Annotated in this window: 8 protein-coding genes; 4 read left to right on the top strand and 4 right to left on the bottom strand. The window is 48.4% G+C overall.

Going from position 1 to position 12697, the window contains the following annotated elements:
* The first annotated feature begins 922 nt into the window (after positions 1 to 922).
* From IQ263_RS07665 to IQ263_RS07650, 4 genes are all read left to right on the top strand, one after another.
* On the top strand, positions 923 to 2209 hold the full coding sequence (locus IQ263_RS07665) for an energy transducer TonB (protein ID WP_194066909.1): 1287 nt from the start codon (positions 923 to 925) through the stop codon (positions 2207 to 2209).
* 89 nt (positions 2210 to 2298) lie between these two features.
* Complete coding sequence (locus tag IQ263_RS07660) at positions 2299 to 3384, top strand: MORN repeat-containing protein (protein WP_194066908.1); 1086 nt, start codon at positions 2299 to 2301, stop codon at positions 3382 to 3384.
* 143 nt (positions 3385 to 3527) lie between these two features.
* Positions 3528 to 5567: an acylase gene (locus IQ263_RS07655; protein WP_194066907.1), complete on the top strand. Its 2040-nt coding sequence runs from the start codon at positions 3528 to 3530 to the stop codon at positions 5565 to 5567.
* A 227-nt stretch (positions 5568 to 5794) separates the two neighbouring features.
* Positions 5795 to 6007 carry a hypothetical protein gene (locus IQ263_RS07650; RefSeq protein WP_194066906.1) on the top strand — a complete coding sequence of 71 codons (213 nt, stop codon included), beginning with the start codon at positions 5795 to 5797 and terminating at the stop codon, positions 6005 to 6007.
* On the opposite strand, the gene IQ263_RS07645 is transcribed toward IQ263_RS07650, so the two are convergent.
* The 4 genes from IQ263_RS07645 to IQ263_RS29215 form a co-directional block, all read right to left on the bottom strand.
* Positions 5977 to 7263, bottom strand: a complete 1287-nt coding sequence (locus tag IQ263_RS07645) for an MFS transporter (RefSeq protein WP_194066905.1) — start codon at positions 7261 to 7263, stop codon at positions 5977 to 5979. The genes IQ263_RS07650 and IQ263_RS07645 overlap by 31 nt on opposite strands.
* 197 nt (positions 7264 to 7460) lie before the next feature.
* Positions 7461 to 8642 (bottom strand): PepSY-associated TM helix domain-containing protein, encoded by a 1182-nt coding sequence (locus IQ263_RS07640; RefSeq protein ID WP_194066904.1) that lies wholly within the window; start codon positions 8640 to 8642, stop codon positions 7461 to 7463.
* A gap of 542 nt (positions 8643 to 9184) precedes the next feature.
* Positions 9185 to 11980 (bottom strand): TonB-dependent receptor domain-containing protein, encoded by a 2796-nt coding sequence (locus IQ263_RS07635; protein WP_194066903.1) that lies wholly within the window; start codon positions 11978 to 11980, stop codon positions 9185 to 9187.
* Positions 11981 to 12529: 549 nt separating this feature from the next.
* Entirely contained in the window at positions 12530 to 12652 is a 123-nt protein-coding gene (locus tag IQ263_RS29215; protein WP_255515826.1) for a hypothetical protein, read from the bottom strand.
* Positions 12653 to 12697 lie beyond the last annotated feature (45 nt).

Here is a 12697-nt window from a genome sequence, read left to right as displayed (position 1 = left end):
ACTTTCGGAGTTAGCTATGGCAGAAATTGAAACCCAGATTCATCGTCTCCCCAATCTTCACAAATGGTTTGTAGAAATTTTCGCTAAACCCACATAGCTATTGGATCATTCTTTTTGTGGAGGTCTCTAATGTAAATGAAAGCATCCATTGGTTTGTATTCTCGTTAGCTGTGTTGAGCGATCGCCAACTGCCTAATCATGCAATTAGCCCGATCGCAGGCTGGTATAGTTTTTGCGTCAAGCAGGCACAAGTGATTCAGACGGAGAATTGTTTCAGGCAAGCACTTCCCGCACTTCCCGCACTTCCCGCACTTCCCGCACTTCCCGCGCTACCTGTATCTGACTATCTTCGTCTGCAACCAAAATGCTCCTACTGCGATCCTGACCGATTTTTCTCCCCCTGCCTCTTTGGTAAGTATGTGCGTTAGGAGTTGACAATAATCTTAAATACTGTTAAATATTCTCAATTAGACTTCACAAATTTTCAGAAATTTCAAGCCCTAACTCACAAATTGTCATAATTTATATTTATCATTCAATATATTGAATTGTATAAAACTTATAGATAATTTTCTAAAAATCTTGAGAATGCTGAAAAATGTTGGTATATTGGCCTATGGAATCTTGTATTTAAAGAGTTGTGGAAGCTGGCCCTGTCAGAATCCGAACATTGACAGCGCCCATGGGATCGAGGTAGCTCCCAGCCCGAGGAAATGCTGATTGATGGCATCTGCTCGCTAGCTCGAAACAAAATAAATGCAAAAGAATAGTAAGAGTGTTAAAAAAAGTGACAGTCTTCTTATAAGATTTGTAGGTTCATCATTGATAGCAAGCTCAACCCGCAGTTGGTAGCTTGTTTCCGGTGATGTCGGGGAGCCAGCCAGGATGTCACCAACCCATCCATAAAGGAGATCGATCGGGCATGAGTTTTTCAAATATTTCGGCGACGCAAAGACAACAACAAGAAGAAGCTTTCAAAAAAGTCCTGGCGATCGGTTTGTTAGCCTCAACCTTACTGCACGGCGTGGCGCTGCCCTTACTTCTGGCGTTGGTCAAACCTGCTGAATTTGCAGAGGATGCCATTGAAATTGTTGTGCTTGATGAGCCTAAAGTAGAGGAAACCAAGCCAGAGCCGGTTATTCCAGAAAAGATATCTCCCCCACCTGAGACGTTCAAACCAGAACCGCCACCAGAGCCAACTCAGCCAGAAAAGCCACCGGTAGCGGCAACGCCCCCGCCGATTCCAGAGGAGCCACCGATGGCGGCAACGCCCCCGCCGATTCCAGAGGAGCCACCGATGGCGGCAACGCCCCCGCCAGAGATCGAGAAAGAGTTGCCTTTAGCGGAAACTTTGCCGCCACCACCTCCTCTGGAGCCTTCCCCCCCGCCTCAACAGGATTTCAATCCCCCAGAAACTCCCAAAACCCCGATCGCCAACGAACCCAAAAACCCCTCGTCCGATCCTCCAAAAATCGATCGCCCCAGCACAACGGCGAGCCAGGAACCCCCTCAGAGCGAACCACCTGTTACCGCTTCCCGCCCCAAGGGCGCTGGAAGTTCGACAGACGTTACCAAAGATGCTGAAAATCCCAACTCCTCCGAGGGCCCTGAAAAAAATAACCCGCTTTCGTCATCTGCTTCGGGGGGTAGCGGGGAACCTTCCTCAGAGGCATTAAATCCTTCTTCCGGGCCCATCCAGCGATCGCCCGCGGCTGGCTCGCCAGTCACAGCTACTAAGCCAGGAGGCGGTGGCAATTCTGGAAATGCGATCGGAGGTGTAGGAAACCTCGCCTCCTCTGGTAGCCCGGTCGGAAGTGCATCGAACTCATCAGCCGGTGGAGGTGGAAATGGTGGCGGGGGTTCCTCAGAGCCATTTGGCAGCGGTTCCCGGCCAGTGCCAAAACCAACAAATCCAAGCAAAGGCGGGAGTCCTTCGCGCCCTTCCGGCCCGCCTCCGGGCACTTGCATTAGCTGCGGTAAACCTGAATATCCGAGCTCCGCCAGACAAGAAGGGCGGCAAGGCCGAGTGGAAGTCATGTTTGATGTTGACCCCAAGGGTAAGGCATTCAACATCGCGATCTTGACTTCTAGCAAGTACGACGACTTCGATCGCGCTGCGATTAAAACAGTAGAAAAATGGAAATTTGCCTCATCAGATAGTGGCATTCAAGGAAAAACTGCATCCATTACTTTCCAGCTCAACGAGTAGATTTCTTGTTAAATTCTAGCAATTTGGTTGGGAATTATTTGGCACCGTTCAAGCAACAGCAAAGTTAAAAATTGATTTTTTTGTAAACTATGAATTTGGGAATCTTGCCAGCAATATTAAGTAAATATCAACGACTTGGACTCGCTCTCTTACTTAGTTCCAACTTGGGAATTGCTCAGTTGTTTGTCAACCCTGACAGCGCAATGGCAGGAGTAATTACTCTACCCGATGGCGGACGTTGCGAGGGAGAATTGAGTGGGGGAAAACTTAGCGGTCCCGCTAGGTGCGAATATGCCAGCGGCGATCGCTACGAAGGGCAATTTCTCAACGGCAAACCTCACGGTAAGGGGACTTACACATTTAAAGAAGAAGGTCGATATCAAGGAGAATTTGCGGATGGGGAATTCAACGGTCAAGGTGTCCGCGAATTTGCTAACGGCAATCGCTATGAAGGGACTTTTAAAAACGGTGAGTTCGACGGAACTGGCATTTTTACTTCAGCTAACGGGCTTCGTTACGAAGGCACTTTTGCCAACGGTTCTCCCAGCGGCCGAGGGGCTTTTACGTTCAGTAATGGCACTCGTTGCGAAGGAGATATTAAGGAAGGAAAAATTCAAGGCAAAGGTGTTTGTCAATATGCTAATAAAAACCGCTACGAAGGAGAGTTGCTAAATAACCTACCTCACGGACAGGGAATTTATGCTTTTGCGGTCGGAGGGCGTTATGAGGGGCAATTTAGCGAAGGGCAATTTCACGGCAAAGGGGTTCGCGAATATCCGAACGGCGATCGCTATGAAGGAGAGTTTGTCAAGGGCAACGCTCAGGGTCAGGGATTGTTAACTTTTAAAGCAGGGGGACGCTATCAAGGGCAGTTCGAGAATGGAGAATTTAATGGTGAGGGTGTCCGCGAATTTGCTAATGGCAATAGCTATAAAGGCACTTTTGTCAAGGGTAAGATGAGCGGGAAAGGAGTTTATATTTTTGCCAATGGCGATCGCTGCGAAGGCGAATTTAGCGAGGGTCAGTTCAACGGCAAAGGTACCTGCATTTACGCCAATGGCGATCGCTACAATGGCGAATTCCTCAACGGTCAGAAACACGGTCAAGGTTCCTACATTTATGCAGATGGAACTAAGGTAGAAGGAAATTGGCAACAAGGTCAAATTCAAAAATAACCTTATAAAAAGGATTTAAATCCTCGCCGTTTTGTTCGTGCAGCTTGTTGAAAAGGGTGCAAAGTCTCAGTTTAAACCTAGCAAATTAATTTCCAGTGTTTATACAACGAAAAAAACAATGCCGGCGGATTGTCTCCTTATTAATGAGTTTTGTTGTAGTTTTGCTCCTCAATAATGGGGTTCAATCCGCACCTGAAACTGGCACTCAAATTCTTTGGGATACCTATGGAATTCCACACATTTACGGAGAGAATACTAAAAGCCTTTTCTACGCTTTCGGGTGGGCGCAGATGCAAAGTCACGGTAATCTGATTTTGCGTCTTTACGGGCAAGCTCGCGGGCAAGCTGCCGAATTTTGGGGCGAAGATTATCTGGAATCCGATCGCTGGGTGCAAACTATGGGAATTCCTAATCGCGCCAATGCGTGGTATGAATCACAAAATCCCATTTTTCGCAACTATCTCGATGCTTTTGTTGGCGGAATGAATGCCTATGCAAAAGAACACCCAGAGGCGCTCACCGAAGAATTAAAGGTAGCATTGCCCCTCAAACCGGTAGATGTATTGGCACACGAGCAGCGCGTCATCAATTTTACTTTTGTAGTCGATCCAGAGCGCCTTGAAAATCTCGCTGAAAATGATACCCCCAAAGGCTCTAATGGTTGGGCGATCGCTCCTTCCCATTCTCAAAGTGGCAATGCCATGCTATTGGCAAATCCTCACCTTCCTTGGTCGGATTTATATTTATGGTACGAAGCACAACTGGTTGGCCCCGAAATTAACGCTTACGGAGCGACTCTCGTCGGATTTCCTGTATTAACGATCGCCTTTAATGACAACTTGGGATGGACTCATACTGTCAACACTCACGATGGCTGGGATGCCTACGAATTGCCCCTCGCTAACGATGGCTATCGCTTCGATGGCGAAGTCCGAAAATTTGACAGAGAAGAGAAGGTTTTAAAAGTCAAAGAAAAGAATGGGAATTTGCGATCGGAATCTCTAGTAGTGCGGCGTTCTGTTCACGGGCCGATTGTCACAGAAAAACAGGGCAAAGCGATCGCCCTGCGCGTTGTCGGACTCGAACAGTCCGGTGCTTTAGAGGAGTGGTGGGATATGGCACGGGCCCGGAATTTCAATGAATTTGAGGCTGTTTTAAAGCGCTTAGAAATTCCCATGTTTACCGTCATGTATGCCGATCGCCAGGGGCATATCATGCACTTGTTTAACGGTCAAGTCCCCATTCGCAAAAACGGAGATTTTAAATACTGGTCAGACACAATCCCAGGCGATACGTCAGAGACTTTGTGGAGCAAAAATCATCCCTATGCGGATTTGCCGCGCGTTGTCGATCCGCCCAGCGGTTGGTTGCAAAATACCAACGATCCCCCCTGGACGACGACGTTTCCCAGGGCGATCTCACCGGATAATTATCCCGCCTATATGGCACCGCGCGGCCCGATGGATTTGCGATCGCAGCGATCGGCAAAAATGCTTTTAGAAGATCAAAAAATCTCTTTCGATGAATTGATACAATACAAACATTCCACTCAGGTAGAACTCGCCTCACGCCTCCTCGATGATTTAATTCCCGCCGCACGGCAAGGCAGTGAAAAAGCGCGCCGCGCTGCGGAAGTTCTCGCGAATTGGGATCGGAAAGTCGATGCTGACAGTCGCGGTGCGGTGCTGTTTGCCTTTTGGAAAAAAGCGATGAATGCTAATGAGTTATTCGCCAAACCTTGGAGCGAAGATGCGCCGCTAACTACGCCAGACGGGTTGGCAAATCCTGCGGAGGCGGTGCGAGTCTTGGAAGCTACAGCAACCAAAGTTGAGGCAACTTATGGCGCTTTAGATGTGGCATGGGGGGAAGTCTTCCGATTGCCTGGGGAGGCTAATTTGCCTGCAAATGGAGCTGACGGTGCTTTGGGTGTATTTCGCTCAGTATGGTTCGCTCCACGGAAAGACAATCGCTTTCAAGCGGTTGCGGGCGATTCTTTTGTCGCCGCGATTGAGTTCTCCAATCCGGTGAAAGCGATGGCGCTAAACAGTTACGGCAACGCCACTCAACCTGGTTCGCCCCACGCCGGCGATCAGTTGCAGCTATTTGCTCGCAAGGAATTGCGCCCTGTATGGCGATCGCGATCGGAAATTGAAGCTCACCTGAGTTCGCGCCAGAAACTATAGGAGAAGGAAGTTCGGCAACGGATTTTGTAACGGATGTAACGGAGGTAACGGATGTTCGGCAACGGATTTTGTAACGGATGTAACGGAGGTAACGGATGTTCGGCAACGGATTTTGTAACGGATGTAACGGAGGTAACGGATGTTCGGCAACGGATTTTGTAACGGATGTAACGGAGGTAACGGATGTTCGGCAACGGATTTTGTAACGGATGTAACGGAGGTAACGGATGTTCGGCAACGGATTTTGTAACGGATGTAACGGAGGTAACGGATGTTCGGCAACGGATTTTGTAACGGATGTAACGGAGGTAACGGATGTTAGGAAGTTCGGCAACGGATTCGCAAGGACGGATGTAACGGATGTAACGGATGTCAGGAAAAAGTTAAAAGACCTCTTTCCGTTTCCCCTTTACCCATCGCGCAACAGGCGGCAAGCATAGCCACCGACTGCAACGAGCAATAAGCCGATGGCGGAGATAGCGTATAACAAAGCCATGCCAGCACCGGCACCTGTCCCGATAATTGGGCCAAAAATAGTTGCTAAAAAACCGGACGGTTGCATGGCGGGTTCAAAAACGCGATCGGCAAGTGGGCCTGCGATCAATAAACCGATCGCTGAGGCCAATTGCACGATAACTGCTCTGGTAGCAAAAACGCGCCCCTGTACCTCTGGTGCGACTTCCGCCAGCCAAATCGCCTCGTTGGAACTGCCGAGGATGGGGAAATTGAAAGACGAACAAAATTGAGCGGGAATCCAGATAGAAAGCGCCTCACCGAAACCAAAGACTATTTTACTCAAGCCCGCGCCTGCCATGCCCAGCAGAAAGCCTCGGATTCGGCGTTTGGGGCCGCCCCAAATACTGACGAACAATGCTCCTAAAACGCCACCGGCGCCGGCGGCGGAAAGTATAGTACCGAGGATTCTGGCATTGTTGCCGGTGCGTGCCAGAATCATCGGTGAGTAGAGGGCTGCGCCGATGTCGTGAGCGAACCAGAATAGCGAAACCAACACCAGCAAGGCAAGCAGGCTGGGACGATCGACGATGTAGCGGAATCCGAAGCTGAGTTCTTGCAATAGGTGGGAGTGAGTCTGCTGGGGATTGGAGGCGATATTGCTCCGCAATGCTGGCGCGATCGCGGGCTGGGGTATTTTGACAGATACTAGGGTGGCGATCGCGATTGTAAAAGTTGCCAGGTCGATCGTAAAAATCCCGCCGGGCCCGATCGCAGAATAGAGAATCCCTGCCAACGTCGGAGCAATAATACTCGCGCCGTAATTTGCCAAAAAACTTAAACTGCTAGCGCGGCTGTAATGCTTTTCTGGCATCATTGTGGCGATGGCTGCTGAGTAAGCTAACTGCTGAATTTGGTCAAAAATTCCGTTAATCGCACTCGCTACATATAAATGCCATAGTTGCAGGTTTTGGCTGATATAAAGTAATAGGATAGCGAGCGTTAACAAAGCTGAAACCGCATCGCCGATCGCCATCAAAAATTTTCGATTCCAGCGATCGACGAGAATGCCAGCAACCGGAGCAAGCAAGATGCGCGGCAATTGAGTAAAAAACATCAACAAAGCCAAAGCCGTCGCTTGATGGGTAGACTCCCAAATCCAAATAGTCAGCGCAAACCCGGACATAGCGCTGCCAATCATCGAAGCAGTTTGTCCAAGCCAAAGTAGAATAAATTTTTGCATTAAATAGACAATTGATAGGATTTAAAATTCTGAGGATAGGGTTTTTTAGACAGGAGAATGATATCAAATCCTCTCTTCATCGGAATAGTAAATTCGAGTTCGCTGTTGACTGTTAACAGTGAACAGTCAACAGTCAACATCATTCCGGTGTTACCGGAAATGATATGACACCCGCATCAAACCGCACGCCACTCTCATTAAAACCAAGGCCATTGTTGACTAAGTGGAGATAATTCTTCATATTGCTGCCTCGCCTCCTTGCGGTAAAATTTCGCCAAATGCCGCTGCCGCCACATCATTACGCCCGTCACAAACAGTACAATGGGTGCTAATCCTGCGATCGCGTGTACCAGCCGCAAGTAAATTCCGCCATAGCTGCCAATATGTAGCGGATAAAGCGAGTTGAGAATTCGATTTGCGACAGAAGCCGAATTTACACTGTCAGCCTGCAATATTTCGCCACTGTATTGGTCGATAGAAATCGTGCTAATCCCGTTTGGGTGCGGGTCATTAGGAAATTTCTTCCTGACTTTAAAAGTTGCTTCAGGTGTCAAAGGCAAAGAAATAAAAGTGGTTTTAGCTTCCGGCCAAACAATACTAACTTGCTGTAATATTTCATCAAGGCTTTGCCTCGAACTGCTAGAATTGGGATGAGAAGTCAATGCTGGCTGGGGCTTTTCATTGGTTAGCCAATACAGAGTAGATTCAACCGGCACGTAAAAAATTATCGCTGTCCCTGTAGCAGAAATGAGGATTAGAAAAGCGACCGATACAATCCCAGAAACGTTATGTAAATCAAAGACAGTCCGCTGCCAATGAGCTTTCCAATTAATCGAAAATCCGCGACCCAAATTACGCCAACCAGTCCACAATACCAAGCCCGTAAAAATTATTCCTAGCATTACCAAACCGCAAATACCCACAACAAAATGACCGAATTCTCCTCCAGCTAATTCCGCGTGTAACGTAAAAACAAAACCTGTAAAAGTTTCTTTTTCAAAGTGCGTACCCGTAATTTCTCCGCTGTAAGGATTGACATAAACGTTAACTACTTCCTCACTCTTTGAAAGCATCGAAACTTGGCAAACTTCCTTCGCCGATCGCGGTAGCAAGATACTAAGAGCCTGATTTTGCGGATAAGCTTTTTCGACAAGTTGCAGGACATTTTCCAGCGGTATCCGTTCGGCTTGAGGAATTACTTGCAGGAGTTGGGGATTGAAGAACCGCTCGATTTCGGGACTGAAAACCAGCAAGCTACCCGTTAAAGCAATTACTGCTAAAAATATTCCTACCACCAACCCCAAATACAAGTGCAGTTTAAATGCGAGTTTGCGGAACTTCATCTGGAAATTTTTCTCAAAGCCGTTAACTGTTCTCATTAAGGTAAAACCGATAGTCCGACAGGGAATGAATTCCCTGTCTCAAAGCTAAAGTCCTCGCTATTAGGACTGAGAAAAACACTTTGGGAGCATCTCATATTTGTAAAAAGACTTCTTTTGACTCCTTCTTTCTTCCTCTTTCCTCCTGTCTCCTGTCTCCTGCCTCCTACCTCCAATTTCTAGCTTGGCTGCAAAAGTGAGATGCTCCCAACACTTTTCAACTCATTAGTCCTATGTAATACCAATTTAATGTGAAGTTGCACATATCTCGATCCCCCTCGCATCCCCCGAAAGCAAGGGGGACTTTGATCGGAATCTTGTCCCCCCCTTACTAAGGGGGGCTAGGGGGGATCGGATTCTATGCAGCCTCATAAAAAATTGGTATAAGAGGACTTTAGCTATTAGACAGGGAGTTTCAACCCCTGGCGGACTAGCGGGTGCGAGGACTGGCAGACTAACAGCTTAAATTGACACGCCTTGGGTTCTTGGAGTGTCCCTACGGGGGATACTAAACTACCTCATAAACCTGCAATCTGCTGTAATTACCAGTTAAGGCGGTAATTAACACTGAGAGTTAAACCTCTCGCTGCATAATTAGAGCTGTCTGAGCCAAATCCAGCTAAGTATTGCGACAGCACAGGAAAATATTGATTGTTCAATAAATTCTCAACTTTGACTTGTAGTTCGCCCAATCCAATTTTCACCGAGCTGATGTAATCCAACGTGAGATAGCTGCTAATCGGGCCGCCATCCGAGCCGTCTTTGAATGCTAGATCGCGATTTCCAGAATATAATAACTGTAACCGATTGTTCCATCCCGGCAAAGTTTCATTTTGCAGATAAGCTGTTAGCTTGAGCGGTGGAATTCGGCTGCTATCGAGGGCGAGAGAACGGCCATTGTCGTCCTCATATTCACCTTGAATATAAGTAGCAGTACCGCCGAGCGACCATGCTGGTGCAGGTTGCCAATCCACAGTTCCTTCTAAGCCGTAAATACGTTCTGGGGCGCGGATTAGTTCCAGGCGGCCTGTGTTGCCAACTGGTTGAAAATTCACTCCTAAATCGGAGGTATTGTAAAAAGCAGCCAGCGACATTTGCACCGATTGCCATCCTCCTCGAATGCCAATTTCGTAGTTGTTGACTTTTTGCGGTTGAGTTACTTCTAACGAAGATTCAATTCCGACAAAATCGTCGGGGGGTTGGCGGAGGATGCGACCGAAATCGGGAACTGAGAAACCTTGAGAAAAGTTGCCAAATACGTTGAAGTTGTTATTTAGTTTATAGACAGCTCCTGTATTAAATAAAGTGGCGTTAAATTTGCGATCGCCTCCTTGGATCTGGCGATCGTTAAAAGTCGTATAATCATTGACTTCTAACCCGATGCGTTCGTGACGTATCCCGCCACTTAGAATGACGATATCGTCAATATTCCATTCCACTTGACCGAAAAGGCCAAGGCTGTTGTAAGTGTAAGGAGGAACGAAAGGACGCTCGGAGATTTTCCGGTAAACCCGGCCGCCACTTGTGTCAAATCTCTCCGGGTCGTACAGGTCGAAACGCTGTCTGCTATCTTCAGTAACATAGTCAGAACCCCAAGTTAATCGCAGATTTTCGGCACGGGATAAAGGAGTGACGATCGCCAATCTACCTCCTATCTGTTCGTTCTCGCCTCGCGATCGAGTAACGCCGAGAAATGGCCCAAAGAAATCGGACGTGCGGTAATCAGAGGGAACACCTACATTGGAATTAGTTCGATAGTAGATTTGACTTTGAAGGCTGCTGCCAAAAAGGTTTTGGTTGGTGTAACTTAGGTTGAGCTGTGTACTTTTATTTCCCGGTGTTTCCCCGTCGATATCCAAATTTCCGGTGCGGATGGCCCGGGCTTTTTGTCGTCCTTCCCGATCGTCAACGCTAAAATCTTGGATCACATTGGGATCTTGGGTTTCCCGATAGTGATTGACAGTTAGTTGCAGCCGCTGTTGGGTGTCCAAATCTACCCCGACTTTGCCCATCACGTTGAAGAGGGTGCTGCTATCTCCGCCGAGTTCAAAAAAGGGAATACGATCGCCTTTGGCATCGTAAAAAGCTCCACTTCTGGCGATCGAGACAGTGCCGGTGAAATCGAAATTGCCACTTCGGCCAGAAATCGTCTGCTGAGCGTTAAAGCCTAGAGCATCTTCTGTATTTGTTAAAGCGCTACCGACGCCAACTTCAGTAACAGCAGTTAGCCTTTCCTCAGTTGGCCGGCGAGTAATAATATTAATCACGCCACCCGTAGCCTGAGAACCGTAGATTGCGGTAGACCCCCGCACTACCTCAATGCGTTCGATCGCACTGGGATCGATGTTTCTAAATTCTCTGCCAAAAGATTGAAGATTGGTCGTTTGCGGCACGCCGTCAATCAGAACGGAAACGTCGCGCCCCCGCAAAGTTTGTCCATAAGTGCTACTTTGTTGAGTCGGAGGCGCGAAACCAGGAACCTGATTTGCCAGAGCTTCCCCGATATTTCTCGATTGCCCTACCTGCTGCTGAAGTTCTTCTGAGTCTACAACTGTTATAGAGCGCGGCACGTTTGTCACTCTTTCTGCGGTTCGCGTTGCAGTAACGACGATTTCAATCGAGTCTCTCCCCACCTGTGGCGTTATAGCGGGTGGCTGTGTTGGTGTTCCTGGTGGCTGTGCTGTCGGCGGTAAGGGTTCTGTTGGTGTTCCTAGTGGCTGTGCTGTCGGCGGTAAGGGTTCTGTGGGCGTTGCTGGCGGCTGCGCTGTCGGCGGTAAGGGTTCTGTGGGCGTTGCTGATGGCTGCGCTGTCGGCGGTAAAGGTTCTGCGGGTATCTCTACCGGCTGCCCTGTCGGTGGTAAGGGTGCTGCGGGTGTCCCCGGCCGCTGTGTTGTAGGAGCCGGTGCAGGCGGGCGAGCAGTCATCTCCGAGCTGGGTTTTAAGCCCAGAATCAGACCCGCAGTGTTAGGAATCACCCGTGCTACTGGTTGACCCCTCTCGCCAATCACTTTGATGCGGATGGTGTTGTTATCTAAAGGAGTAACGGTGACAGAAGCAATTCCCGCAGCCGGTTTGTCTTGACGAAACTCATTTCCCCCCGGTAGTCGCAGTTGAGCGGTGATGACATCAGCTTGTAAAGTTTTGCCAAAGCTGGTGCTGAAGACTTGCAGGGGTCTTCCATCTTCAGTGTCTAGGATGATTTCGATGCCTTCTGACGTGGGGTTGAGGCGAACGCCCGTCACCTGCGCGATGGTGGAAGCGCACGCCGACTGAGCGATTAACGCTGGCACGACTCCTGCCAGCCCGAGGCTGCTTAATAATTTCTGCGATCTGTTCATTACTCTTGAATCAACAATTAATGGAACTTCGGATATGTGGTTGGCGTTGCTTGCACAACCTGATTTGTGGCAGCGTGGCTGCTTTTCTCTGGCTATTGAAACTGACTTGCCGAAGATCCTGCCCAGTTTTCGGGCGCATTTCGAGCCGATTCTCCCGTCCCTAGGGGATTTGTCTGGGAATGCAGGAGGTGCGTGAGGACAAAAGCCTCAGTCCGGTGGCGCCTTTGGGCGAGTTGGCACAGTGGGCGCGTTCCTCGGTTAAAGGCAGTAGTCGCTGGACACTTAATGAGAAAGTGCCTTAATTAGATAACAGAGTCCTTGCATCTGTCAAGAGCTAACTAATGCAAATTAATTGCATTTTAGATTGGTATGCGACCCTTCTATCTAGTTGGGGACTACTTGCCTATTATGGTTAATGGTAAGATCTTGACAAACGAGCGCCTAAAATGCTATGGCAAGAGTTAGAAAAAATTCTCATATAGGAAATGACAGGAGTCAATAAAATACCTCAAGCACTCTTGACAATTGATATCATCTAGTCTACTATCCTTAAAGTCGATAGTCGTAAAGTCCCTGAAGCTGATGTCGAAGCTGGCTCGGACTGAAAATTGCCCCAGAGCCATTGCCGAACAGGGCGATCGACCACAAAACGTGAAAACAAGCGTTAATCACCCGAATTGAAGACTAAAACGCGCTGATGGGAGACTGGTAACGCCT

The organism is Tychonema sp. LEGE 06208, from assembly GCF_015207505.1.
Classification (GTDB): Bacteria; Cyanobacteriota; Cyanobacteriia; order Cyanobacteriales; family Microcoleaceae; genus Microcoleus.
This window is presented reverse-complemented; position numbering and strand designations above follow the sequence as displayed.

What these genes read in the sequence shown, in the direction of transcription:
- IQ263_RS07665 (WP_194066909.1), top strand. Translation starts at nt 923, where the DNA reads ATGAGTTTTTCAAATATTTCGGCGACGCAAAGACAACAACAAGAAGAA.
- IQ263_RS07660 (WP_194066908.1), top strand. Translation starts at nt 2,299, where the DNA reads ATGAATTTGGGAATCTTGCCAGCAATATTAAGTAAATATCAACGACTT.
- IQ263_RS07655 (WP_194066907.1), top strand. Translation starts at nt 3,528, where the DNA reads ATGAGTTTTGTTGTAGTTTTGCTCCTCAATAATGGGGTTCAATCCGCA.
- IQ263_RS07650 (WP_194066906.1), top strand. Translation starts at nt 5,795, where the DNA reads ATGTTCGGCAACGGATTTTGTAACGGATGTAACGGAGGTAACGGATGT.
- IQ263_RS07645 (WP_194066905.1), bottom strand. Translation starts at nt 7,263, where the DNA reads ATGCAAAAATTTATTCTACTTTGGCTTGGACAAACTGCTTCGATGATT.
- IQ263_RS07640 (WP_194066904.1), bottom strand. Translation starts at nt 8,642, where the DNA reads ATGAGAACAGTTAACGGCTTTGAGAAAAATTTCCAGATGAAGTTCCGC.
- IQ263_RS07635 (WP_194066903.1), bottom strand. Translation starts at nt 11,980, where the DNA reads ATGAACAGATCGCAGAAATTATTAAGCAGCCTCGGGCTGGCAGGAGTC.